This window comes from Streptomyces sp. 184, assembly GCF_045781775.1.
In the GTDB taxonomy this organism is placed as follows: domain Bacteria; phylum Actinomycetota; class Actinomycetes; order Streptomycetales; family Streptomycetaceae; genus Streptomyces.
The window spans coordinates 5426494-5449159 of record NZ_CP123230.1; the positions used below are offsets into that span (position 1 = coordinate 5426494).

The window sequence follows — 22666 nt, forward strand, 5'->3', positions numbered from 1 at the left end:
GCTGTCCGCGGCGGATTCCGACTGATGATCTGGAGATCCCATGACTCATCTCCGACCCCGCGGCCGGCGCCTGCTGGCGGTGCCCCTAGGGCTCACCCTCGCGGCGGCGCTCGGCCTCCTGCCGGGGGCGGCCTCCGCCGCGTCGGCGCCGGAACCCGGCGGCAGCGCCGGGGCCGCGGCCGGCGAGAACTTTTCGTACGTGGTCAACACGAAGACGGACGGCAAGACGATCGCCCGGGTCAAGGACGCGATCGCCGCCGCGGACGGCTCGGTGGTCGTCACGCACAAGAAGATCGGCGTGTTCGTCGCCCGGTCCGCCAACCCGGACTTCGCGGCCGAGCTGCGCGGCGTGCGCGGCGTGCACTCCGCGGGCGCGACCCGCACCGCGCCGCTGGAGGCGTCGGGGACGCTGGAGACCAGCGCACCGGAGGTCTACGAGGGCGCGGCCAAGGCCCGCTCGCAGGACCCGGACGTCGAGCCGCTGGAGAACGAGCAGTGGGACCTGCCGGCGATCGGCGCCGACAAGGCGCACAAGGTCTCGATCGGCAGCCGTGACGTGACCGTCGGCGTCATCGACACCGGCGTGGACGACCGGCACCCCGACCTCAAGGCCAACTTCTCCGCCGAGCAGTCCGCCAACTGCGTCGGCGGCGTCGCGGACACCAGCGAGGGCGCCTGGCGGCCCTTCGACCCGGCGGGCGACTACCACGGCACCCACGTCGCGGGCGAGATCGCCGCCGCGCGCAACGGCGTCGGCGTGGCCGGTGTCGCGCCCGGCGTGCAGGTCGCCTCGCTCAAGGTGAGCGAGCCCGACACCGCGCTGTTCTTCGCCGAGGCAGTCGTCTGCGCCTTCGTCTTCGCGGGCGACCACGGCATCGAGATCACCAACAACAGCTACTACGTCGACCCGTGGCTGTACAACTGCCTCGACGACCCCGACCAGCGGGCGATCGTCGACGCGGTCAACCGCGCCTCGCTGTACGCCATGGGCAAGGGCACCCTGCACCTGGCCGCGGCCGGCAACTCCAACGACGACCTCGCCTCCGACGAGATCGTGGACGCCTCCAGCCCCGACGACAGCACGCCCGTGGAGCGCACGATCGACCCGTCCGAGTGCTGGGACGTGCCGACCCAGTTGCCGGGCATCGTGACCGTGTCCGCGACCGGCGTGAACGACGACAAGTCGTACTACAGCAGCTACGGCAAGAACGTCGTGGACATCGCCGCACCCGGCGGCGACGGCTACCAGATCCCGGAGACGCCGTCGAAGAACGGCCGCATCCTGTCCACCCTGCCGGAGAACAAGTACGGCTGGCTCCAGGGCACGTCGATGGCCACGCCGCACGCCGCGGGCGTCGCCGCGCTCGTCAAGAGCAAGCACCCGCGGCTGTCCCCGACGCTGCTGCACCTGATGCTGAAGGCGCAGGCGGACAACCCGGGCTGCCCGGAGTTCTACGACCCGGACGGCAACGGCGTGGAGGACTCCACCTGCACCGGCAGCAAGCGGAACAACGCCTTCTACGGGGCGGGGATCGTGGACGCCTACGACGCCGTACGGCGGTGAGCGCCGGCCGGTGACGCAACCACCGGCGGCACTCGGGGGCGGCCCGCAGGGCCGCCCCCACCGGGCCGGGCGGCGGTGCCTCAGGGCACCGCCGCCCGGCCTTCGTGGTGCCCGCCTTCCCCGTGGCCGCCTTCCCCCTGCCCGCTCCTGACGCCTGCGGGCAGCGGCGTGCGGCTGCGCAGGACGCCGTCCGCGATGAGGTACTGGGCCGCCAGGTACGTCGCCATCACCCAGAACCCGGCGGCGGGCGGCTGCGGACGGTCGGCGAGGTCGGTGGCGATGAGGGTGTCGGACAGCAGGAACAGCGCACCGCCCGCGCCCGCCCGCGGCCCGAACCGGGCCGCGCCCAGCGCCATCGCGGCGAGCAGCAGGCTGTACGCCGCCACAGGCCCGCGCAGGCCGGGGTCGAGCCCCGGCCACAGCGCGGCGACGCCGGCGCCCCAGGCGGCCACGTAGGCGACGACGAGCCCCCGTTCCCGTACGCGGGGCAGGCGGCCCTGGCGGCGGAACAGCGTCAGGTAGCAGACGTGCCCGGCGGCGAACGCCCCCATCCCGGCCAGAAACGGCCCGTCCCCGCCGACCTGGAGCAGCACGTCCCCGGCCCACCCGAGGACCAGCCCGGCGACCAGCGCCCGCGGTGCCCCGCGGGCGGCGGCGTACGCGGCGAGGGCGGGCATCAGCAGCGGCTTGGAGGCGTGAACGAGCCAGTCGGCCCCGGCGAGTTGCCCGGCCAGTTGCGCGGCGCAGGCCGCCGCGAACACCCCGACGGCACTCCGCGCGACGGCCCCGCGGCGCATCCGGAGACGCCGCCGGGGGCCGTGGGTGGGGGCGGCTGCTTCGGCCATGGGCTCAGTCTGGCGCACGGACCGCCGCCCGTCGTCCCGGGACGGACCTCTTCACCGGAGAGGAGGGCACGTCAGGGAGCGGGCCGGGACGACCTGGTGAGCGAGACCGGGGCCGGGGAGGGAGCAGGAGAGGCGGCCGAGGAGGGAGCCGGGGAAGGGGGCGGGTGCCAGCCCGGCGGGCGGAGGGCGTGGGACAGGCCCTCGCGCCAGCCGCGGGCCGCGCGGATGTCGCGGGCGAGGGCCGCGTACTCGTGGGTGGCGACCCGCAGCGGGTTGTACGTCGTGATGTTCTTCGTCAGCCCGTAGAGGCATGCCTCCCCCTCGGGCTCGAAGGAGCCGAACAGCCGGTCCCAGACGATGAGGATGCCGCCGAAGTTGCGGTCCAGGTAGTTGCCCTGGGCGGCGTGGTGCACGCGGTGGTGGGAGGGGGTGTTGAAGACGGACTCGAAGGGGCGCCAGAGGGTGCCGATGCGCTCGGTGTGGATCCAGAACTGGTAGACGAGGTTGGTCGAGGAGCAGAACGCCAGCGCCGCCGGGTGCACGCCGGCCACGATCAGCGGCAGGTAGAACACCCACGAGGTGAAGCCCGTCCACGGCTGCCGCAGCGCGGTGCTGAGGTTGAACTTCCGGCTGGAGTGGTGCACCACGTGGCACGCCCACAGGATCCGGATCACGTGGTGGCCGCGGTGGGACCAGTAGTAGAAGAAGTCCTGCGCGAGCAGCATCGGCAGCAGCGTCCACCACTCGACCGGGATCCGCAGCGGCGTCAGCTCGTGGACACCGGCGTAGATCGCCACGATCGGGATCTTCCACAGCAGGTCGAAGAAGACGCTGCCGAGCCCCATGGTCATGCTCGTCGCGGCGTCCCTGGACTCGTAGCCGGCCGCGTCGTCGTCGGGGTGCAGCCGGTAGCTCACCGCCTCGACGGCGGTGAGCAGCAGGAACGCCGGTATGGACCAGAGCACCACGTCCGGCAGATCGGGCATGTCTCGCACGATAGAGCGGAGTCCGCGGCTCCGCCAGACAGGGTTACCGACCGGTTCGCCGCGGGCTGCCGCGGGGCGGGTGGCGGTGGGTCAGGCGGTACGGGCGGTGGCCGGGGGGCGGCCGGGGGTGGCGCCCGGGCGTACCGCGGCGGCGGGCGCGGGGAGCTGGTCGGTGTGGCGGCGGGCGAGGCGGAGGACCGCGCGCAGCGTCGGTTCCGCCTGGCCCGGGTCCGGGCGCCAGCGGGCCTCGATGGCCACCGGGAGGGGACGGGTGGCCAGCGGGAGGTCGACGAGGCCGCCGTCCTCCAGGTCCCGTACGACGGCCAGCTTGGGCAGCAGCGCCAGGCCGCGGCCGTGCGCCGCCAGGCGGCGCAGCGCGGGCAGGGAGCCGGCGGCGGTGGCGGCGCGGGAGCGGGCGGGGAGGTCGCGGCTGAGGCGGTCGTAGAGGACGGTGGAGCTGCACCCCGGCTCGGCGACGAGGAAGTCGGCGGCCAGCACGTCCGCCTCCGTGACCTCCGCCGCGTCCGCCAGCGGGTGGGCCGGGCCGGCGACGACCACGACCTCCTCGTGGCCGACGACCACGCTGGGTCCCGCGGTGCTGCTGCCGTCGTCGAAGTGGAAGGCGAGGTCCAGTTCGCCGGCGGCCAGTTGCTCCGCCAGATGTTCGCGGGGCCCGACGACGACGCTGATCTCCGCGTCCGCGTCCGGGCCGCCGGCGCCGTAGTCGAGCGCGGTGACGATGTCGGGCAGCCACTCGCCCGCCAGCGTCTCCGGCGCGCCGATGCGCAGCCGGGGCCGGGAGGCGGCGGCGGCGCTGCGCATGCGCGCGTCGATCTCCAGCGCCTCGCGCGCGTACGGCAGCAGCCGGCGGCCGGCGTCGGTGAGGGAGGCGCCGGTGGAGGTGCGGACCACGACCGTGACGCCCAGTTCCTGCTCCAGGCGCCGCAGTTGGGCGCTGAGGCTGGACTGCGCGTACCCCAGTCGCTCGGCCGCCGCCGATATCCCGCCGGTCTCGGCCACCGTCACGAAGGCGCGCAGATATCGTGAGTCCACCGTGGGATCGTGTCACCGCCCTCGTCGCCAGCGCCATCACTTTTTTGCATGGACGCGCCACACGATACGTCCCCCGCTCCCCGCCAAGTGACCCCGGGGACCTGGGAGTTGATGCCCGGCGCCGGGCGCGCTCCCTCGTCGCCGCTCCCGGCGCGGGCCGTCACGCCCCCGCTTCGAGCGCGAACTCGTCCACCTCGATCCCCGACCACGCCAGCTCGATCAGCACGTCCACCGCCCGCCGGCCGTCCGGCACCTCGGCGATCAGCACCGCCGGGTCGGCGCCGGGCAGCGGGGGGAGGTCGAGGACGAGCGCGAGCAGCCGCCGCGCCTCGCCCCGGCGCGCCGGGTCCGCCAGCCGCAGCCGCAGGTGCCGGGTGTGCCGGGCCGCCGGGTCCCACGGTCCGGCGCCGGGCCGTGGGACGCGTACGGCGTCCCGTGGCGCCGCGGGCTGCGGGATCCGTACACGCTGGTCTCCGTCAGCTCCGTAAAGGGGCATGGTGGGCCTCCGTCTGCCGTGCGCATGCCGGCCGTCTCCCGACCGGCTGCCGTCGCGCTCCACGATCCGCCCCCGCACCGCCGCGCGTCATCGTCCGCCGAGCGGCTCCCGCACTGCGGTCAGGGGTGTACGGGCCCGCCGCCTGCAACCTGGGCAGCAGCGCGCACTGCGCCTACCGGAGGACGCCTGACCGGCGCCGGTTGGTTACGGTGCAGGACATGACGGCGGCAGCACAGACGGACGCGAACAGCGAGCACACGGTGCTCCGCTATCTCGCGACCGCGATCGAGGACGGGCGCGAGACGGCGCGCGACGCCCGCGCGTACGCCAGGGACGCGGGCTTCGCCGCCGCCGTGGCGCTCGCCTGCGTGGGCACGATGCTGCTGGCGCCGGACGGGCGCACCGGCTTCGACGCGCTCGCCTGGGTGCTCGGCACGGCGGGCAGCGCGGCGCTGGTGGCCCGGCACCGCTTCCCGCGCGCGGTGCTGGTGGTCGCGGCGCTGGCCATGGTCGTGTACCAGCTCCGCGGCTACCCCGACGGCAGCCCGGTGCTGCCGATGCTGGTCGCCGTCTACCGCTGCATCCGCGGCGGGCACCGCGCCTTCTTCGTCGTCACCGCCGTCCTCAGCCTCACGGTGAGCCTCGGCTCGCTGCCCCTGCTGCCGCTGGGTGACGACGCGCTGCGCGCGGCGCTGGAGAAGCGGTTCCTGACGTTCGGCTGGGTGGTGGCGTGCGCCATGGGCGCCGCGATGCGCATCCAGCACGAGGCGATGCTCGCCCAGGCCGAGGAGCGGGCCGCGGAGAACGCGCAGCGCAGCGCCGACGAGGAGCGGCTGCGTATCGCCCGCGAGCTGCACGACACCCTCACGCACAGCATCTCCGTGATCAAGGTGCAGGCCGGGGTCGCCGTGCACCTGTCGAAGAAGCGCGGCGAGGAGCCCACCCCGGCGCTGCTGGCCATCCAGGAGGCCAGCGGCGACGCCGCGCGCGAGCTGCGCTCCACGCTGCACGTCCTGCGCAACGCCGACGGCGCCGAGGGCGTCGGCCTGGAGAAGCTGGCGGAGCTGGTGGAGCGGGCCCGGGGCTCGGGGGTGCCGGCGACGGTGGCCGTCGCGGGCGAGCGGCCGGTGCTGCCGGCGGAGGTGGACCGGGCGGCGTACCGCATCGTGCAGGAGTCGCTGACGAACGTCGCGCGGCACGCGGGACCGGCGGCGGCGGTCGGCGTGCACGTGTCGTACGCGCCGGACAGGGTCGTCGTCCAGGTCGACGACGACGGCGCCGCCGACCCCGGGGCGCCGCCGGAGCCGGGCATCGGGCTGACGGGGATGCGCGAGCGCGTCGCCGCGCTCGGCGGCGAACTGCACGCCGCGCCGCGGCCGGAGGGCGGCTTCCGCGTACGGGCCGAGCTGCCGCTGCGGCCGGCCGGCGAGCCTGCCGCGGAGGCGGCCACGTGATCCGCGTGCTGCTCGTGGACGACCAGGCCCTCATCCGGGGCGGGTTCCGGGCGCTGCTCGACGCCGAGGACGACATCGAGGTGGTCGGCGAGGCCGCCGACGGCGCCGAGGGCGTCCGGCTCGCCGCCCGGCACCGGCCGGACGTGGCGCTGGTCGACGTGCAGATGCCGGTGCTCGACGGCATCGAGGCGACCCGCAGGATCGCCGCGGACCCCGACCTGGCCGGCGTGCACGTCGTCATCCTCACCAACTACGGCGTGGACGAGTACGTCTGGGGCGCGCTGCGCGCCGGGGCGGCGGGGTTCCTCGTCAAGGACATGGAGCCGGAGGACCTGCTGCACGGCGTACGGGTCGCCGCCCGCGGCGACGCGCTGCTCTCCCCCGCGCTGACGCGCAAGCTGATCCAGGAGTACGTGTCCCGCCCCGCCGGCGGCGCACCCGACGCGGACGACGCGCTGCGCGACCTGACCCGGCGTGAGCGCGAGGTCGTCACCCTCGTCGGCGGCGGCCTCAGCAACGAGGAGATCGCCGCCCGGCTGTACATCAGCCCGATCACCGCGAAGACGCACGTCAGCCGGTCGATGACGAAGCTCGGCGCACGCGACCGGGCCCAACTCGTCGTGATCGCCTACGAGACGGGCCTGGTCACCCCGCGCGGACCGGCCGCGGGGCAGCCGTCCGGCTGACCGCGGAGGGGCCCTTCGACGGCGCACGCGACGGCGCCCGGGCACCACCCGCGCGCGCGGCGGTGTCGGTGGCAGGCTCTATGCTCTGACTCCATGCTCGAAGACCGCGCGGCGCCCCTGAGTCCCCGTCAAGTCGCGCAGCAGCAGCCGCTTCCGGGCACCGACCCGGTCGCGCTCCAGCCGCCTCTCCCGCTGCCCGCCCCCGCCGGCCCGGCCCAGGCCGAGGACCCCGCGCGTACCACCGGGACGGGACCCGCCGGCGACGGGACCGGGACCGCCGACGGCGCCGCGGCCGGGACCGCGGAGCCGCGCCCCGGCATCCCCGCGCCGGGCGCCGCAGGCGACCGCTGGCCCGCCGACTACCCCGAGGCGTACGCCGTCGTCGACGTCGAGACCACCGGCCTGCGGTCCGATGACCGCATCGTCTCCGCCGCCGTCTACCGCCTCGACGCCCGCGGTACGGTGCAGGACAGTTGGTACACGCTGGTCAACCCGCAGCGCGACCCCGGCCCGGTGTGGATCCACGGCCTGACCCGCGAGATGCTCGCCGACGCGCCGCTCTTCCCGGAGATCGCCGGGGAGTTCGCGGCCCGGTTGGAGGACCGGGTGCTCGTCGCGCACAACGCGGTCTTCGACTGGATGATGATCGCCCGCGAGTACGCCCGCGCCGGCCTCGCGGCCCCCGTGCGCCGGCGGCTGTGCACCATCGCGCTCGCCCGGCAGTTGCGGCTGCCGCTGCCCAACGCCCGGCTCGCGTCGCTGGCCGCCCACTTCGGCGTCGCCCAGCGCAGGGCCCACGACGCCGAGGACGACGCCCGCGTCCTCGCCGAGATCTTCCGCCCGAGCCTGCGGCAGGCCGCCGAGGCCGGTGCCCGGCTGCCGCTGCTGGCCTGCCAGCCGCTGACGGAGTGGTCGGACCCGGCGCCGTCCGGCGGCACCGGCGGCGCGGCCGGCACCCGCTCGCCGGGCGGGCACGGTGCGTACCAGTGGCGCACCTGGCGGCCGAACCGCCGGCTGCCCTCCTCCCCGTACCCCAACCCGGGGCGGTACGTGCGCGGCGGCCGGCTCAAGCAGGGCATGCGCGTGGCGTTCTCCGGCGACACGTCGGTGGACCGCAGCCTGCTGGAGGACCGGGCGGTCGAGGCCGGTCTGCACGTCGCGGGCAGCGTCTCGCGCTACACGAGCCTGCTCGTCACCAACGACCCGGGCGCCCCGACGAGCAAGGTCACGCGGGCCGCGGCGCACGGCACCCCGGTGATCGACGAGGCGGCCTTCCTCCACCTCATGCGGGACGTCGAGCCGGCGGACGGCCCGCCGCAGGAGGGCGGCGGCGCGGGGTAGCGGGGCCCGCCCGGGGTCCCGTCGGGCGGCGGTGTGCCGGGGAGTACGGTCAAGGGGTGTACCGCTTCCTGTTGTCCCGGCAGTGGGTGATCGTCACCCTGGTGGCCGTCCTGCTCATCCCCGTGATGATCCAGCTCGGCTTCTGGCAGTTGCACCGCCACCAGGACCGCGTCGCGCGCAACGACCTCGTCGCCCGGAACCTCAAGGCCGAGCCGGTCCCGGTGGACCGGCTCGCGCGCGAGGGGCGCGCGGTGCCGCGCGCGGACACCTGGCGCACGGTCACCGCCACGGGTGCGTACGAGCCGAAGCGGGAGGTCGTCGTACGGCAGCGGCTCGGCGCCGACGACAAGCAGGGCTACTTCGTCGTCACCCCGCTCCGCCTCACCGACGGCTCCGCGGTCCTCGTCAACCGCGGCTGGGTGCCCGCGGGCGCCGATCTCACCACCTTCCCCGACGTGCCGCCCCCGCCCGCCGGCGAGGTCACCGTCACCGGCCGGCTGCGCCCCGACGAGACCACCGGCAGCGGCATCCGCGACAAGGCCGGGCTGCCCGACCGCCAGGTGATGCTGATCAACAGCGCGGACGAGGCCGCCGAAGGGCTGCCGGGGCCGGTGCTCGGCGGGTTCGTCGAGCTGGTCGAGACCGCGCCGCGGCCGGAGGGCAGGCAGCCGGAGCCGGTCGGGGAGCCGGACCACAGCAGCATCGGGGTGCACATCGCGTACGCGATCCAGTGGTGGATCTTCGCGGCGGCGGTGCCGTTCGGCTGGTGGGTGCTCGTACGCCGTGAGCGCCGCGACCGCGAGGCGGCGGCGGCCAAGGCCGCGGCCGGGGCCGGGGCCGGGGCCGGGGAAGCGGGAGAAGGCAAGGCGCAGGACGGTCCCGGGACGGGCGGTACGGCGCCCGGCGGGCCCGCCGCGGACGATGCGGAGAAGGCCGCGAACGCCCCGGTCCGGCCGGTCGGGGACGACGAGCGTGCCCCATCCCTGGCGCCCGCCGAGCAGATGGCGGCAGACTGACCCCATGGATCTTGGACTCAACGACCGCGCCTACGTCGTGACCGGGGGCTCGCGCGGCCTCGGTCTCGCCGTCGCCGAGCAACTGCTCGCCGAAGGCGCGAAGGTGGTGCTCAGCGGCCGCGACAAGGACCGTGTGACGAGCGCCGCCGCCGCGCTCGGCGAGCCGGCCGTCGGCGTCGCCGCCGACAACGCGGACCCGGCCACCCCGGGCCGGCTCATCGCCGCCGCCCGGGAACGCTTCGGCCGCTTCGACGGCGTGCTCATCAGCGTCGGCGGCCCGCCGGCGGGCAACGCCACCGCCAACACCGACGCCGAGTGGGAGACGGCGTTCGGCTCCGTCTTCCTCGGTGCGATGCGGATGGCCAGGACGGCCGCGGGCGAGCTGGAGGAGGGCGGGGTCATCGGCTTCGTGCTCTCCGGCTCCGTCCACGAGCCGATTCCCGGGCTCACCATCTCCAACGGGCTGCGCCCGGGCCTCGCCGGGTACGCCAAGTCGCTCGCCGACGACCTCGGGCCCCGCGGCGTGCGGGTCGTGGGGCTGCTGCCGGCGCGGATCGACACCGACCGGGCCCGCGAGCTGGACGCGCTGTCCGGCGACGCGGTCGCGGCGCGGGCGCGTACGGAGGCGAAGATCCCGCTGGGCCGCTACGGCACCCCGGAGGAGTTCGGCCGGACGGCGGCGTTCCTGCTGTCGCCGGCGGCCTCGTACCTGACCGGGATCATGCTGCCGATCGACGGCGGCATGCGGCGGAGCATCTGAGCGCGATGAGCGACCGGAAGGCACGTGCGAGCACAGGCGTCCGCCGCGGACACCGGTTACCCGGGAGCGGGACGGGCGGCGCGGAGTCCCGGGGTCGGTCGCGCGTGAGCCGTACGAGCCGGGTGAGCCGTACGGGCAGGTGAACCGCGCGACCGCAGCGGTCGGCCGGTAACAGACCTACGGGCCCGGGCCCGCCCGCGCTCTTCAGGAGACGCGCTCCGGGCGGTGCTTGGCCGAACGGAACCGGATCTCCGCGGGCAGCCGCGCCAGGCCCACCGACGCGCGGGCCGGGGCGAGCGCCCGCTCCTCGATGTGGTCCACGGCCGCGGCCGGACGGGCCCCGGGGCCCAGCAGCACACCGAAGCCGGCGCGCGGCGCCGTACGGCGGCCCGTGAGGGTCACGCGGGCCCGCTCCACGCCCTCCAGCGCACCGGCCTCCTGCGCCAGCACCTCCTCCAGCGCGGAGCCGCGCAGCAGGGCCAGCGGGGCGGTCGGCAGCGTGAGCGTGGCGGGGCCTTCGGGCCCGTCGCCGTCCGGGTCCCGGCCCGGGTCGGTGGCGGAGGCCCAGTCCCCCTTCCGGCCCCCGTCCGCGCCCGACGCGGCCGGTGCGGACACTCCGCCGGCGCCCGTGTCGACGACGACCTCGCCGAGCCGGGCCCGGCGCAACTGGGCCATCAGCCACCAGCCGCAGCAGATCACGAGCAGCGAAAGACCACCGATCACCGTCGGCCACCACCAGCCGTCGTCCCGCCACCGCAGCCGGGTGGCGCGGCTGAGCAGCACGTCGTCGGCGCCGCCGGCGTACGGCGCGAAGCCCGGCCGCGGCAGGTCGAGACCGGCGAGGAGCACGGCGGTCCCGGCGCCGGCGACCAGGAGGCCGGCGAGGGCGAGCAGGATCCGGTTGACCACGCGCAGCATCGCGCTCACCCCTTCGCCGGCGGCCGGCGTACGTGGACGGACAGCTCCGGCCTGCGGGCGAGGCCGAGTTCGCGGATGCCGTCGCCCAGCACCGCGGCGAGGTCGGCGCGTACGTCGTCCAGCTCGCGGAAGTGGGACTCGGCGCGGGCGCTGATCCGGCGGCGGCCCACCGTGACCCGTACCGCCCGCACGCCGGAGATCTGCATCGCCCGGTCGCGCAGCACCACGGACGCCGCCCGCCGGTCGAGCCCGGCCCGCACGTCCGGCGAGACCTGCCGCATCGGCAGCACGCCGCGCAGCCCCGGCGTGACGGCCAGGAACACCAGCCACGCGCCGAGCAGTACGGCCAGGGCGGCGGCGGTGAGCACCCAGGCGTCGTCGAGGGGGCGGACGGCCAGCTCGTCGGCGATCCGGCGGCGCCAGCGCATCCCGGGGTGCTCGGTGCGTACGGAGACGATGTCGTAGAGCAGCAGCCCGACGCCCACGGTGACCGCGGCGGCGGTGAGCGCGGCGGGCACGCGGCGTACGGACCAGAAGCGGGCCGCCGCCGCGTCGGCGATCCCGCCGGCGGCCGGCTCGCCCGCGTACCCGGACGCCGACGTGCTCTGGCGCCACTCGTCCGGCTCCGCGGCCACGCCGGCGGCCGTGCCGCCGGCCGGCCGGGACTTCGTGCTGTCCGCGCTCATCGCACTCTCCCCCGCGGCGCGTTCTGCCGCTCCGTGGCATGCAGCCGCTCGACCTCCACGGCCACCTCCGGCACCTCAAGCCCGACCAGGTCCCTTACCCGCTCGGCAACGGCCCGACTCACGGCGCGGCACTGGGCGCCGAGGTCGGACGGGAAGCCCAGGTGGACGCCGACGCGGACGCGGGCCGTGCCGCCCCGCACGACGACGGCCGCGTGGGCGGCGTCCGTGCCGGGCGCGCCGAGCAGCGCCTCACGGGCCGCCTGGGAGGCGATCTTCGCGATGACGCGGTCCTCGATCCGGGTGGCGCCCCGCTCCCCCGCCGGCACGGCGGGCTCCGCTTCGGCCGCCCGCCCCGCCTCGCCCTCCTCTTCAGGGTCTGCTTCCGCGTGCTCCTCCGCGCGCTCGCTCGCGACCGACCCCACCGGTCATCGCCGCCGGTCGTCGCGCTCGCTCGGCCGGCGGAAGAAGTCCCCCGGCTCCAGGTCCCCGTCCAGCACCCGGCCGACGACGAAGCCGATCGCACCGAGCGCCGCCACCAGCAGGAAGGCGCCGAAGCCGCCGAAGTACCCGGCGAAGCCCAACGCCATGCCGGCCAGCAGGCCGACCACTGCCATGCTCATCGCACGCACCTTCCCGAAGCTCCCCGAGGCGGACCACCCGCCCCGCCGTCATTGCAGCCGCGGCTGCTCGGCCCCCTCGTCCTCGTCGTCGGGCAGCTTCACGTCCGTCACCGCGATGTTGACCTCGACCACTTCGAGGCCCGTCATCCGCTCGACGGCGGAGATCACATTCTCCCGTACCGCACGGGCGAGTTCGGTGATGGAGACCCCGTAGTCGACGACGATCTCCAGGTCGAGGGCCGTCTGCACCTCACCGACCTCGGCCCGCACCCCGGCCCCCGTCCTCGCGGAGCCGGGCGCGCGGTCGCGTACGGCACCGGCGGTGCGCGAGAGCCCGCTGCCCATGGCGTGCACGCCGACGACGTCGCGCGCGGCCAGGCCCGCGATCTTCTCGACCACGCCGTCGGCGATGGTCGTCCGCCCCCGCGTCGCCGGATCGCCGGTGCCGCGCCGTGTGCCCAGCACCTTCGGCGGGGCCGGTGCCGACTCCCGCGTGACCTCCCTGACCGTCGACTCGCTGCTCACCGTCTCCATCCTTTCTGACGAACGTGGCGTGCGCTCGTTTCGCCCCCCACTATCCGTCCCCTGCCCGGGGTGGGCCAGGGGAATGCGACAGCCGGCCCACCGGGCGTCGGCGATCGGGTGGCGGACGGCACTGGTGGGGGAGGATGGGACGCATGACGGCGAGCTGGGAGCGGGCGGTGCGCGAGCAGGTGGGGCTCGGCAGGCTGCTGCCCCTGGGGGCCGAGGCGGACGGCGCGTGGATCGCGGAGCGCGCCGCGGCGGACGCGCTCCGGCGCGCAACGGCGGGCGTACGCGGGGCCCGGGTGACGGCGCTGCGGGTGGGCTCGGCGGAGAGCGCGGAGGACGCCGGAGGCGAGACGGGTTCGGCGGCGCCGGGCGGTTCCGGGGGCCCCGGGCTTCGCGCGGAGCAGACAGCACCCGGGGACGGCGTCGGCGTCGGCGCACCGGAGGACGCCGCTGGGCCCGGTTCCCGGGCGAGGCCGGTGCGCGACGGGGGTGACACGAGGGCCGCGGGCGGCGCGGAGCGCGGGGACGTTCCGGAGTCCGCAGGCACGGGGGCGCATGTGCGGTATCCCGACGAGCGGGTCAGGGCCGAAGGGCGGGGGGTGCCGGGGGTGGGGCCTCCGCCGGTGAGTGCGCTGCCGTACGGGGAGTTGCGGATCTCGGCGGAGTGCGACGCCGCGACGGACCGGCCGATGACCGCCACCGCGGAGGTGCTGCGGGAGGCGCTGCTGCGGGGCGCGGAGGAGCACCTGGGGCTGCGTGTGGCCGCGGTGGACATCCACGTCACCGGGCTGCTGGAGGTCCCGGAGAAGCCCGCCGGCCGCGGCGCGCCGGACCCGGGCGCGGGAGCGGGCATCGACGCGCCCCGGGCCCGCGACGGGCAGTCGTCCCGGCCCGACCGCGGCCGGACGACCGCCGTCGTCCCCGGCGCGGCCCCCGCCCCGCCAGGGGCCCGGCCGGACCCCGGCGCCCCGGCCTCCGCCGCTCCCGCCGGAGGCCCGGACGGCGACGCGCCCCACGTGCCCGGGCTGCTCGGCGCCGACGTGCTCCGGGACGGCGACCACGCCGAGGTGCGCGCCGCCGTCGACGCCGGCCACCGCGCGCTCGACGTCGCCCTGGCCGTACGCGCCCGGATCCCCGCCGCGACCGTCACGGTCCTGGTCACGGACATCCGGTAACCGCCCCGCGGCCGGACGCGCACCCCCGGCGGCGCCCACCGCCCCGCGGCCGTACCGCCCGCTACTCCCCCACCCCCGCGAGGTCCCGCAGCCTGCGGGCCTGGGCGGCGCGTTCGGCCGTGCGCTGCTCGTCGTACGTCCGGCCCGCGGCCTCGCGCAGCAGCGCCTTCGTCTCGATCACCGCGTCGCGCGGCGCCGCCAGCAGCGCCGCCGCCAGGTCGGCGGTCGCGGCGCGCAGTTCCGCCTCCGGGACGACGAGGTTCGCCAGGCCCACCCGCTCGGCCTCCGCCGCGTGCACGAAGCGTCCCGTGACGCACATCTCCAACGCCCGCGCATATCCGACGAGTTGCACCAGCGGGCCGGTTCCGCTGAGGTCGGGCACCAGCCCGAGGGAGGTCTCCCGCATCGCGAACTGTGCGTCGTCCGCGCACACCCTCAGGTCGCAGGCGAGGGCAAGCTGAAAACCCGCGCCAATCGCATGTCCCTGCACCGCCGCGAGGGAAACGATGTCATTCCGCCGCCACCAGGTGAACGCCTCCTGGTATTCGGCGATGACGGCGTCGAGGTCGCCGTCGGAATAGCGGGCCAGCTCAAGGAATGACGGCTCGTCCGCAAAGCCTTCGGGGGTGAATGCCTGCCGGTCGAGTCCGGCGGAGAAGGATTTGCCCTCGGCGCGGAGCACCACCACGCGGACGCTGCCGGGGAGTTCCCGCCCCGCGGCGGCGAGCGCCCGCCACATGGCGGGCGACTGCGCGTTGCGCCGGGCGGGGTGGTCGAGGGTCACCGTGGCCAGCGTGCCGTCCTCGCCGTCCAGGGCGAGCCGTACGCCGTCTCTGTTCAGCAGCTCTGTCATATACCGAACAGTAACCACCCGGCCGGTCCGGCGGACCGGCCGGGTGCCCGTGCGGGGCCGGGGCGCCGGTCACGGCAACCGCGGCAGTCCCGTCAGGACGAAGCTTTCTTGCCTCGCGTCGCACCGCCGCGACCGCGCAGGGTCACGCCGGATTCGCTGAGCATCCGGTGCACGAATCCATAGGAGCGGCCGGTTTCCTCGGCCAGCGCCCGGATACTCGCACCGGAGTCGTACTTCTTCTTCAGGTCAGCCGCGAGCTTTTCGCGCGCGGCGCCGGTAACCCGGCTGCCCTTCTTCAGAGTCTCGGCCACCCGTGCCTCCTCGTACGGAAGTGCGCTCTGGACTCTCATGATCACCCCTTTATGGCCTCCTGGCCACCCGTTCGGCAAGGTCCGCGACACGAGGTTTTCTCCCCAGTTGCCTCGGGAGACCGTCGGAACCAGACATTCCGAGCCCGTGCGCGCACCGGAAACGGCCGCTGCGCTGAGTGATTAGGCAGGTCAGGGGCGGTCATGTGGCGAGGCGGCGGCGACGGCGCGCGTAGCCGGCGCCACACGCCCGGTGACCAGGCGCCACGCCGTGGTACGAGCACCACTCACTCAGATGATGGATCACCCATGAGCCGAATGATCCAGACGGGGGTGATCAAGCAAGCGCTACCAGGTCTGCGTAGTCCGCGTTCCACAGGTCCTCCACGCCGTCCGGCAGCAGGATGATCCGCTCCGGCTCCAGCGCGTCCACGGCCCCCTCGTCGTGGGTGACGAGGACGACGGCGCCCGTGAAGGTGCGCAGCGCGCCCAGGATCTCCTCGCGGCTGGCCGGGTCGAGGTTGTTGGTCGGCTCGTCGAGCAGCAGCACGTTGGCGGAGGAGACCACGAGGGTGGCCAGCGCGAGCCGGGTCTTCTCGCCGCCGGAGAGCACGCGGGCGGGCTTGTCGACGTCGTCGCCGGAGAAGAGGAACGAGCCGAGCACCTTGCGCATCTCGACGGCGTCCATGTCGGGCGCGGCCGAGGCCATGTTCTGAAGCACCGTGCGGTCCGGGTCGAGGGTCTCGTGCTCCTGGGCGTAGTAGCCGAGCTTGAGGCCGTGGCCGGGGGTGACCCCGCCGGTGTCGGGCTTCTCGACGCCGGCCAGCAGCCGCAGCAGCGTGGTCTTCCCGGCGCCGTTGAGGCCGAGGATGACGACGCGGGAGCCCTTGTCGACGGCGAGGTCGACGTCGGTGAAGACCTCCAGCGACCCGTACGACTTGGACAGGCCCTCGGCGGTCAGCGGGGTCTTGCCGCACGGGGCCGGGTCGGGGAAGCGCAGCCGCGCGACCTTGTCGGCCTGCCGCTCCGCGTCGAGCCCGGAGAGCAGCCGCTCGGCGCGGCGGGCCATGTTCTGCGCGGCGGTGGCCTTGGTCGCCTTGGCGCGCATCTTGTCGGCCTGGGCGTTGAGCGCGGCGGCCTTCTTCTCGGCGTTGGCGCGCTCGCGGCGGCGGCGCTTCTCGTCCGCCTCGCGCTGGGCGAGGTAGAGCTTCCAGCCCATGTTGTACGCGTCGATCCGGGCGCGGTTGGCGTCGAGGTAGAAGACCTTGTTGACGACGTTCTCGACGAGCTGGGCGTCGTGGGAGATGACGACGAAGCCGCCGTGGTACGTCTTCAGATAGTCCCGCAGCCAGACCACGGAGTCGGCGTCGAGGTGGTTCGTCGGCTCGTCGAGCAGCAGGATCTCGGAGTCGGAGAAGAGGATCCTGGCCAGCTCCACGCGGCGGCGCTGACCGCCGGAGAGCGTGTGCAGCGGCTGGCCCATGACCCGGTCGGGCAGCCCGAGGCTGGCGGCGATGGTGGCGGCCTCGGCCTCGGCGGCGTACCCGCCCTGGGTGAGGAACTCGGTCTCCAGGCGCTCGTAGCGCCGCATGGCCTTCTCGCGGGTGGCGCCCTTGCCGCCGGCCATCCGCTGCTCGTCCTCGCGCATCTTGCGGATGACGGTGTCGAGGCCGCGGGCGGAGAGGATGCGGTCGCGGGCGAGCACGTCGAGGTCGCCGGTGCGCGGGTCCTGCGGCAGGTAGCCGACGGTGCTGCCGCGGGTGACGGCGCCGGCGGCGGGCTGGCCCTCGCCGGCCAGGACCTTCGTGAGGGTGGTCTTGCCGGCGCCGTTGCGGCCGACGAGACCGATGCGGTCGCCCCTGGCGATACGGAAGGTGGCGGATTCGAGGAGGATGCGGGCGCCGGCGCGCAGCTCCAGGCCGGTGGCGGTGATCACGGAATTTCTCCAGGGCAGGGTGGACGGCAGGGACGGGGCGGACGATCGCTACGCCGTCTAACGCACGTGGAGAGTTGCCATGCGGCAAGTGTATCGGGGCCCGCAACCCGATTGGCCCGCCGGACCCCGGCCGCCGGCGTGGGGCGGCGGCCGGGCTGCCGGTGTCGGTGGCCGGTGCCAGACTGCCCGTAGACCCATCGAGAGGACGTGATCGCATGCCCGGCAGTGCCAACGCCCCGACCGTCTTCCCCACCCTGCTGTACCGCGACGCCAAGGCCGCCGTCCAACTGCTCACCGAAGGGCTGGGCTTCCGCGAAGTCGCGCTGTACGAGACCGAGGACGGCACGGTGGCGCACGCGGAGCTGGCCCAGGGCAACGGGCTGGTGATGCTCGGCTCGAAGGGCACCGGCAGCAGGTTCGACGAGGCGGTGGGCGCCGGCGGCCCCACCGGGGTGTACGTCGTCGTGGACGACGTGGACGCGCACCACCGGCACGCCGTGGGGCACGGCGTGGAGATCCTGATGCCGCCGACCGACCAGGACTACGGGTCGCGGGACTACATGGCGCGGGACCACGAGGGCAACGTCTGGAGCTTCGGCACGTACGCGCCCACCCCCGGCTGAGCCGCGCCCGCCCCGCTCACGCGCCGCCGGTGTGCACCCGGAAGGCGGCCCGGCGTACGGCCTTGGCCACCGCCGGGTCGGGGTGCGCGGCGGCCAGCGCCACCAGCACCTGGACCGTACGGGGATGCCCCGCGCCCCCCACCTCCGCCAGCAGCGCCGGCACGCTGCCCTGCACCGCGGACTCCAGATGCCGTACCAGCAGGCTGCCCTCGCCGTGGTCGGCGACCGCGGCGGCGGTGTCGACCCACAGCCACGTCGCCTCCTCGCGGGTCAGCGCGCCCAGCGCCTCGTCCGCGTCGCCGCCCTCCTGCTCCGCCAGCCACAGCAGGGCGTACGGCCGCAGCATCGGCTCGTCGCACGCCTCGCGCACCGCGCCCTCCGCCGCCGCGCCCACCACGCGCAGCGCCTCGAACGCCAGCCCGCGCAGCAGCGCGTCGTCGCCGCGCGCCACCTCCAGCAGCTCCGCGACCGCGCTGCCCGAGGGGCGAGCGGCCAGCCACGCGCGGTACTCGGCGCGGGCCGGGCCCGGGGTCAGCCCCGCGCAACTGCGCAGCATCGCCTCCGCGGGCTTCTCGATGTGCCCCTCGGGGCCCTGGGCGGCGATGCAGATCTGCTCGATCTTCATCCACACGGCCCAGTGGCCCAGCGGCGTCAGCGTCACCTCGGCGCCCGCGCGCGTCAGCGCCCCCACGGAGGCGAACGCCTCCAGCGCCCAGTCCAGCAGCCCGGGCAGCAGCCCCGGCAGGTCCGCGGCCGGCACCTCCGCCGCCGGCGGCGCGGCGGCCCGGCCCGGCACGGGGGCGCCCTCGCTGCCGTACGCCACCTCGCAGCGCTCGGTGCGCAGTTCCTCGACGCGCTGGCCGAGGAGGTCGAGCAGGACGGGTACGCGGACGGGGCCGCCGGTGAGGTGGAGCAGGGCGAGCATCTGCGGCATGGCCTCGATCGCGTCGCCGAGGGCGACGGAGTCGTGGGCCAGCGGCTCGGGCGCGGGGTGCGCCAGCGACCAGGCGTCGAAGAGCGCGACCCAGCCGCGCAGCACGGCGCGCTCGTCGCGGTCCCAGGCCCGCAGCCGCCAGGCGGGGCGGGCGTAGGCGCCCTGCACCTCGACCAGGCCCGCGAGCCGGGCCCGGTCCCACTCGGCCTGCGGCGCCTCGGTCCAGGGCTGTGGGCGGCCCTCCGCCCACCTGGCGACCCGTACCGCCTCGGCGAGCAGGGTCCGGGCGTGGCCGGCGAGCACCCGGGGCGCGGCGATGCCCTCCGGGGGTCGCGGGGCGGGGCGTAGGGCCCGGTCGACGACGGCCCGGCGGGCGGCGGCGGCCATCTCGCGACGGGGCTGCCTGGGGACGAGGCGGAGCGGCGGGTGGTGCGAACTGTGCGCCATCACGCTCCAAGTCTCGCCGGTGCGGCGGCGAAAGCCCAATCCGGGGTTCGCGAGAGGCCGCGCCGGGCCGGTCGCGGCGGCCCGGGAGCGGCGGCGGCACCAGGCCGGAGCGGGTGCCGGCCGCCGGCTAGAGCAGCGGGGTCAGGAAGCGGCGCACGGTTTCCTCGTACGCCTGCGGGGTGGCGTTCCACAGCGCCGCGTGGCGGCCGTCGGGGACCTCGCGGAGCAGCAGCCGGTCGCCGCCGCGGGCCGCGAACGCATGCGCCGCGGCAAGCGGGGCGACGTCGTCGGCCTGGCCCGCCAGGACCAGCGTCGGCGCCTCGGGCACGGCCAGCGGGGTGCCCAACTCGGCGTGCTCGCCTGCCGCCAGGACCGCCAGACCGCGCAGCCGCGCCGGCAGGGCGCGCCGCCCGGGGGCGCCGGAGCGGCCGGCCAGGGCCCGTATGGCGGCGCGCCAGTCGAGCACCGGTGAGTCCAGCACCAGCCCGGCGACGCCGTCGGCCGCCGCGGACTCCGCGGCCGTGCGCAGCGCCATGGTGGCGCCGGCGGACCAGCCGTACAGCACCACGCGCCGCGCGCCGTGGCGCAGCGCCCAGTGGAGCGCGGCGTCGAGGTCGGGCCACTCGGCGTGGCCGAGCGCGGCGCGGCCGTCCGGGGGCGGCGGGGCGCCGGGGTCGCCGCGGTAGGCGGGGGCGAGGACCGGCAGCCCCAGCTCGCGCAGCAGCGGCAGGGCGGTGAGGGCCTGTTCGCGGGTGTCGCCGAGGCCGTGGACGGCGATGACCCAGGTGCCGCGCGCGCCCGGCACGTACCAGGCGGGCAGCGGTCCCAGCGGGCCGTCGACGGTGACGTCCTCGTAGGCGAGGCCGAGGGCCGAGCGCGGCGTGCCGGCGTACACCTTCGGCGTCAGCCGCACCCGCGTGCCCGCGTCGAGGCTGCCGTACGTGACGCGCTCCAGGCTGCGGACGAGCCGGCCGCCCTCCCACGACTCCGCGCGCAGCAGCGGGCCGACGACCGCGTGCACGCCGTCGCCCGCCAGGCCGTACGTCTCGGGGAGCAGGGCGGGCGGCGAGCCGGGGGCGAGGGTGACCTCTCCACCGGCGGCGGCGATCACGCGCAGCCGGATGCCGTCGAAGCCGACGGGGCCCGGGGGCGCGGGCCGCAGGGCGGCCCGGGAGCCGTACCGCCCGGCGGCCACGGCGGCGGCCCCGGCGCCGAGTCCGGCGGCGAGGAAGCTGGTCAGGGCCGCGGCGGCCGGTTTGATACGCATCCCGGCCATTGTCCGCGTACGGCCCCGCCCCTGCCAGTGCGCGCAGCCGCCCGGGTCACGTCCCCCGGGCCCCGGCCCCGAGCCGGGGCCCGGGACGCAGGGCTCGGCACCCGGGGCTCGGCGCCCGGGCTCAGCGCTGGCCGTAGCCCTTCAGCTTCTCCACCACCTCCCCGAGCTGCCCCGCCGACAGCAGCGACGGGCTCAGCCCCGGTACCGAGCTGGCCGCCAGCCACACCCGGCACATCCATTCGAGCTGCGCGGTCCTGTCGTACGCCTGCGCCAGACCGTCGCCGTAGGCGACCGTGCCGTGGTTCTGGAGCAGGCACGCCGTCCGCCCCTCCAGCGCCCGCAGCATGCCCGCGGCCAGCTCCTCCGTCCCGTACAGCGCGTACGGGGCGACGCGCACGGGGCCGCCGAGGGCCGCGGTCGCGTAGTGGACGGTCGGCAGCTCGGGCACCAGCGTGGAGACGGCCGTCGCGTGCACGGCGTGGGTGTGCACCACGGCGCGCGCGTCGGTGTTCCCGTAGACCGCGAGGTGCATGGGCAGCTCGCTCGTCGGCCGGAGCGTGCCGTCCGTCTGCCGGCCCCGCAGGTCGACGGCCGTGAGGTCGTCGTCCGCCAACTCGTCGTAGGGAACACCAGTCGGCGTGATGAGCACACGATCGCCCACCCGTACGGAGACGTTCCCCGAGGTTCCGACGACCAGTCCTTCGGAGTACATACGCCGAGCCGTCCCGACCAACTCACGCCACGTGTGACGCACCGGTACCCTCCCCATGACCTGCGCATGAAGCGCCTGGCCGGAGACATTGCGACACCCATTCGCCCTCGTCACCGTCACGTCCGGCCCAGTTCACCTTGTGTTCACTCGGAGTATTTACGTTCCTCACGGCCCCCGACCTTCGAGCGGATTGCTTGGGTACATGGAACACTTCACTCTCATCATCGGAGTCGTCGTAGTCACCGCCCTGGTGTTCGACTTCACGAACGGGTTCCACGACACCGCCAACGCCATGGCCACCACCATCTCCACCGGGGCGCTCAAGCCCAAGACCGCGGTGGCGATGAGCGCAGTCCTCAACCTCGTCGGCGCCTTCCTCTCCGTGGAAGTCGCCAAGACCATCTCCGGCGGCATCATCGACGAAGGGTCCGGCATCCAGCCCGAAGTGATCTTCGCGGGGCTGGTGGGTGCGATCGTCTGGAACCTGCTGACCTGGCTCGCCGGGCTGCCCTCCAGCTCCTCGCACGCCCTCTTCGGCGGTCTGATCGGCGCGACGCTCGTCTCCGTCGGCTGGGGCGGGGTGCACATGGACGCCATCGTCATGAAGGTCCTGATCCCCGCCATCGCCGCACCGCTGGTCGCGGGCATCGCCGCCGCGGCCGCGACCCGGCTGACCTACCGGCTGGCGAGCCGCCGCTCGGCGGGCCAGACTGCGAAGGGCTACCGCGCCGGTCAGATCACCTCCGGCGCGCTGGTCTCCCTCGCCCACGGCACCAACGACGCGCAGAAGACGATGGGCGTCATCACCCTGGCGCTCATCACCGGCGGCTCGCTGGCCCCCAACTCCGACCCGCCCACCTGGGTCATCGTCTCCGCCGCCGTCGCCATCGCGCTCGGCACGTACCTCGGCGGCTGGCGCATCATCCGCACCATGGGCAAGGGCCTCACCGACATCCAGCCGCCGCAGGGCTTCTCCGCCCAGACCAGCTCGGCCACGGTGATCCTCGCCTCCTCGCACCTGGGCTTCGCCCTGTCCACCACCCAGGTCTGCTCCGGCTCGATCATGGGCTCCGGCGTGGGCAAGAAGGGCGGCGTCGTGCGCTGGAGCACGGCCGGGCGGATGGTCGCCGCGTGGGGGCTCACACTGCCGGCCGCGGGGCTGATCGCCGGGGCGTCGGCGTTCCTCGCCGACCGGGGCGACTGGGGTGTGGTGACGGTCGCGGTCCTCGGCGTCGCCGCCAGCGCGACGATCTGGGCGGCCTCGCGCCGCGACCGGGTCGACCACTCCAACGTCAACGACGTGGACCCGGAGACCGGCCAGGTGCCCCCGACCGAGCCCGCCGGCGACGTCGGCGTGGAGCCGGTGAGCATTCCGGCGCCGCGGACCACCTCCGGGCCCGCCTCGCGGGCCACGGCCTGACCGCCCGATCCCTCCGAGAGCACTGA

Annotated in this window: 24 protein-coding genes; 9 read left to right on the plus strand and 15 right to left on the minus strand. The window is 75.5% G+C overall.

Going from position 1 to position 22666, the window contains the following annotated elements; genetic code table 11:
• The first annotated feature begins 40 nt into the window (after window positions 1-40).
• A complete protein-coding gene (locus QBL21_RS22985) occupies window positions 41-1564 on the plus strand; it encodes a S8 family peptidase (protein ID WP_407564107.1) in 1524 nt (507 codons plus the stop codon).
• Between the two features lie 80 nt (window positions 1565-1644).
• Here the strand turns inward: QBL21_RS22985 and QBL21_RS22990 are convergent, their stop codons facing one another.
• The 4 genes from QBL21_RS22990 to QBL21_RS23005 form a co-directional block, all read right to left on the minus strand.
• On the minus strand, window positions 1645-2409 hold the full coding sequence (locus QBL21_RS22990) for a lysoplasmalogenase (protein ID WP_407564108.1): 765 nt from the start codon (window positions 2407-2409) through the stop codon (window positions 1645-1647).
• Window positions 2410-2480: 71 nt separating this feature from the next.
• Complete coding sequence (locus QBL21_RS22995) at window positions 2481-3395, minus strand: sterol desaturase family protein (RefSeq protein WP_407564109.1); 915 nt, start codon at window positions 3393-3395, stop codon at window positions 2481-2483.
• A 90-nt stretch (window positions 3396-3485) separates the two neighbouring features.
• On the minus strand, window positions 3486-4448 hold the full coding sequence (locus QBL21_RS23000) for a LysR family transcriptional regulator (RefSeq protein ID WP_407564110.1): 963 nt from the start codon (window positions 4446-4448) through the stop codon (window positions 3486-3488).
• Window positions 4449-4608: 160 nt separating this feature from the next.
• Entirely contained in the window at window positions 4609-4944 is a 336-nt protein-coding gene (locus QBL21_RS23005) for a hypothetical protein (protein WP_407564111.1), read from the minus strand.
• A 218-nt stretch (window positions 4945-5162) separates the two neighbouring features.
• On the opposite strand from QBL21_RS23005, the gene QBL21_RS23010 reads away from it, so the two are divergent.
• From QBL21_RS23010 to QBL21_RS23030, 5 genes are all read left to right on the plus strand, one after another.
• Window positions 5163-6398 (plus strand): sensor histidine kinase, encoded by a 1236-nt coding sequence (locus QBL21_RS23010; protein WP_407564112.1) that lies wholly within the window; start codon window positions 5163-5165, stop codon window positions 6396-6398.
• Window positions 6395-7084 carry a response regulator gene (locus QBL21_RS23015; RefSeq protein WP_407564113.1) on the plus strand — a complete coding sequence of 230 codons (690 nt, stop codon included), beginning with the start codon at window positions 6395-6397 and terminating at the stop codon, window positions 7082-7084. Before QBL21_RS23010 ends, QBL21_RS23015 begins: the two co-directional genes overlap by 4 nt.
• Window positions 7085-7177: 93 nt before the next feature.
• Complete coding sequence (locus tag QBL21_RS23020) at window positions 7178-8425, plus strand: DEDDh family exonuclease (protein ID WP_407564114.1); 1248 nt, start codon at window positions 7178-7180, stop codon at window positions 8423-8425.
• 56 nt (window positions 8426-8481) lie between these two features.
• Entirely contained in the window at window positions 8482-9441 is a 960-nt protein-coding gene (locus QBL21_RS23025; RefSeq protein WP_407564115.1) for an SURF1 family protein, read from the plus strand.
• A 4-nt stretch (window positions 9442-9445) separates the two neighbouring features.
• The gene (locus tag QBL21_RS23030) at window positions 9446-10201 is read left to right on the plus strand and encodes an SDR family oxidoreductase (RefSeq protein ID WP_407564116.1); all 756 of its coding nucleotides are present in this window, start codon (window positions 9446-9448) and stop codon (window positions 10199-10201) included.
• A gap of 204 nt (window positions 10202-10405) precedes the next feature.
• On the opposite strand, the gene QBL21_RS23035 is transcribed toward QBL21_RS23030, so the two are convergent.
• From QBL21_RS23035 to QBL21_RS23055, 5 genes are read right to left on the minus strand one after another with little or no spacing between them, the layout of a single operon-like run.
• Window positions 10406-11119, minus strand: coding sequence for a hypothetical protein (locus tag QBL21_RS23035; RefSeq protein WP_407564117.1), 714 nt, complete (start codon window positions 11117-11119; stop codon window positions 10406-10408).
• 5 nt (window positions 11120-11124) lie between these two features.
• On the minus strand, window positions 11125-11805 hold the full coding sequence (locus QBL21_RS23040) for a DUF6286 domain-containing protein (protein WP_407564118.1): 681 nt from the start codon (window positions 11803-11805) through the stop codon (window positions 11125-11127).
• Window positions 11802-12227 carry a hypothetical protein gene (locus tag QBL21_RS23045; protein ID WP_407564119.1) on the minus strand — a complete coding sequence of 142 codons (426 nt, stop codon included), beginning with the start codon at window positions 12225-12227 and terminating at the stop codon, window positions 11802-11804. The genes QBL21_RS23040 and QBL21_RS23045 overlap by 4 nt, the downstream gene beginning before the upstream one ends.
• A 3-nt stretch (window positions 12228-12230) precedes the next feature.
• A complete protein-coding gene (locus tag QBL21_RS23050) occupies window positions 12231-12425 on the minus strand; it encodes a hypothetical protein (RefSeq protein ID WP_344296173.1) in 195 nt (64 codons plus the stop codon).
• A 48-nt stretch (window positions 12426-12473) separates the two neighbouring features.
• Window positions 12474-12959, minus strand: coding sequence for an Asp23/Gls24 family envelope stress response protein (locus QBL21_RS23055; protein ID WP_407564120.1), 486 nt, complete (start codon window positions 12957-12959; stop codon window positions 12474-12476).
• A gap of 143 nt (window positions 12960-13102) precedes the next feature.
• Here QBL21_RS23055 and QBL21_RS23060 point away from each other — a divergent pair, with 143 nt between their 5' ends.
• The gene (locus tag QBL21_RS23060) at window positions 13103-14131 is read left to right on the plus strand and encodes a hypothetical protein (RefSeq protein WP_407564121.1); all 1029 of its coding nucleotides are present in this window, start codon (window positions 13103-13105) and stop codon (window positions 14129-14131) included.
• Window positions 14132-14192: 61 nt separating this feature from the next.
• Here the strand turns inward: QBL21_RS23060 and QBL21_RS23065 are convergent, their stop codons facing one another.
• From QBL21_RS23065 to QBL21_RS23075, 3 genes are all read right to left on the minus strand, one after another.
• The gene (locus QBL21_RS23065; RefSeq protein WP_407564122.1) at window positions 14193-14984 is read right to left on the minus strand and encodes an enoyl-CoA hydratase/isomerase family protein; all 792 of its coding nucleotides are present in this window, start codon (window positions 14982-14984) and stop codon (window positions 14193-14195) included.
• Between the two features lie 92 nt (window positions 14985-15076).
• Window positions 15077-15295, minus strand: coding sequence for a helix-turn-helix domain-containing protein (locus QBL21_RS23070; protein ID WP_026276177.1), 219 nt, complete (start codon window positions 15293-15295; stop codon window positions 15077-15079).
• A 334-nt stretch (window positions 15296-15629) separates the two neighbouring features.
• Window positions 15630-17228 carry an ABC-F family ATP-binding cassette domain-containing protein gene (locus tag QBL21_RS23075; protein WP_407564123.1) on the minus strand — a complete coding sequence of 533 codons (1599 nt, stop codon included), beginning with the start codon at window positions 17226-17228 and terminating at the stop codon, window positions 15630-15632.
• A gap of 215 nt (window positions 17229-17443) precedes the next feature.
• Between QBL21_RS23075 and QBL21_RS23080 the strand changes: the two genes are divergently transcribed.
• The gene (locus QBL21_RS23080) at window positions 17444-17851 is read left to right on the plus strand and encodes a VOC family protein (protein ID WP_407564124.1); all 408 of its coding nucleotides are present in this window, start codon (window positions 17444-17446) and stop codon (window positions 17849-17851) included.
• Window positions 17852-17867: 16 nt separating this feature from the next.
• Here QBL21_RS23080 and QBL21_RS23085 read toward each other — a convergent pair whose 3' ends face one another.
• The 3 genes from QBL21_RS23085 to QBL21_RS23095 form a co-directional block, all read right to left on the minus strand.
• Window positions 17868-19172, minus strand: coding sequence for a hypothetical protein (locus QBL21_RS23085; RefSeq protein ID WP_407566524.1), 1305 nt, complete (start codon window positions 19170-19172; stop codon window positions 17868-17870).
• 187 nt (window positions 19173-19359) lie between these two features.
• A complete protein-coding gene (locus QBL21_RS23090; RefSeq protein WP_407564125.1) occupies window positions 19360-20499 on the minus strand; it encodes an alpha/beta hydrolase in 1140 nt (379 codons plus the stop codon).
• 130 nt (window positions 20500-20629) lie between these two features.
• Complete coding sequence (locus QBL21_RS23095; RefSeq protein ID WP_407564126.1) at window positions 20630-21277, minus strand: class II aldolase/adducin family protein; 648 nt, start codon at window positions 21275-21277, stop codon at window positions 20630-20632.
• A 145-nt stretch (window positions 21278-21422) separates the two neighbouring features.
• Here QBL21_RS23095 and QBL21_RS23100 point away from each other — a divergent pair, with 145 nt between their 5' ends.
• Window positions 21423-22640, plus strand: coding sequence for an inorganic phosphate transporter (locus QBL21_RS23100; protein WP_407564127.1), 1218 nt, complete (start codon window positions 21423-21425; stop codon window positions 22638-22640).
• Window positions 22641-22666 lie beyond the last annotated feature (26 nt).

What these genes read in the sequence shown, in the direction of transcription:
- QBL21_RS22985 (WP_407564107.1), top strand. Translation starts at nt 41, where the DNA reads ATGACTCATCTCCGACCCCGCGGCCGGCGCCTGCTGGCGGTGCCCCTA.
- QBL21_RS22990 (WP_407564108.1), bottom strand. Translation starts at nt 2,409, where the DNA reads ATGGCCGAAGCAGCCGCCCCCACCCACGGCCCCCGGCGGCGTCTCCGG.
- QBL21_RS22995 (WP_407564109.1), bottom strand. Translation starts at nt 3,395, where the DNA reads ATGCCCGATCTGCCGGACGTGGTGCTCTGGTCCATACCGGCGTTCCTG.
- QBL21_RS23005 (WP_407564111.1), bottom strand. Translation starts at nt 4,944, where the DNA reads ATGCCCCTTTACGGAGCTGACGGAGACCAGCGTGTACGGATCCCGCAG.
- QBL21_RS23010 (WP_407564112.1), top strand. Translation starts at nt 5,163, where the DNA reads ATGACGGCGGCAGCACAGACGGACGCGAACAGCGAGCACACGGTGCTC.
- QBL21_RS23020 (WP_407564114.1), top strand. Translation starts at nt 7,178, where the DNA reads ATGCTCGAAGACCGCGCGGCGCCCCTGAGTCCCCGTCAAGTCGCGCAG.
- QBL21_RS23030 (WP_407564116.1), top strand. Translation starts at nt 9,446, where the DNA reads ATGGATCTTGGACTCAACGACCGCGCCTACGTCGTGACCGGGGGCTCG.
- QBL21_RS23035 (WP_407564117.1), bottom strand. Translation starts at nt 11,119, where the DNA reads ATGCTGCGCGTGGTCAACCGGATCCTGCTCGCCCTCGCCGGCCTCCTG.
- QBL21_RS23040 (WP_407564118.1), bottom strand. Translation starts at nt 11,805, where the DNA reads ATGAGCGCGGACAGCACGAAGTCCCGGCCGGCCGGCGGCACGGCCGCC.
- QBL21_RS23050 (WP_344296173.1), bottom strand. Translation starts at nt 12,425, where the DNA reads ATGAGCATGGCAGTGGTCGGCCTGCTGGCCGGCATGGCGTTGGGCTTC.
- QBL21_RS23055 (WP_407564120.1), bottom strand. Translation starts at nt 12,959, where the DNA reads ATGGAGACGGTGAGCAGCGAGTCGACGGTCAGGGAGGTCACGCGGGAG.
- QBL21_RS23060 (WP_407564121.1), top strand. Translation starts at nt 13,103, where the DNA reads ATGACGGCGAGCTGGGAGCGGGCGGTGCGCGAGCAGGTGGGGCTCGGC.
- QBL21_RS23065 (WP_407564122.1), bottom strand. Translation starts at nt 14,984, where the DNA reads ATGACAGAGCTGCTGAACAGAGACGGCGTACGGCTCGCCCTGGACGGC.
- QBL21_RS23080 (WP_407564124.1), top strand. Translation starts at nt 17,444, where the DNA reads ATGCCCGGCAGTGCCAACGCCCCGACCGTCTTCCCCACCCTGCTGTAC.
- QBL21_RS23085 (WP_407566524.1), bottom strand. Translation starts at nt 19,172, where the DNA reads ATGGCCGCCGCCGCCCGCCGGGCCGTCGTCGACCGGGCCCTACGCCCC.
- QBL21_RS23090 (WP_407564125.1), bottom strand. Translation starts at nt 20,499, where the DNA reads ATGCGTATCAAACCGGCCGCCGCGGCCCTGACCAGCTTCCTCGCCGCC.
- QBL21_RS23095 (WP_407564126.1), bottom strand. Translation starts at nt 21,277, where the DNA reads ATGGGGAGGGTACCGGTGCGTCACACGTGGCGTGAGTTGGTCGGGACG.
- QBL21_RS23100 (WP_407564127.1), top strand. Translation starts at nt 21,423, where the DNA reads ATGGAACACTTCACTCTCATCATCGGAGTCGTCGTAGTCACCGCCCTG.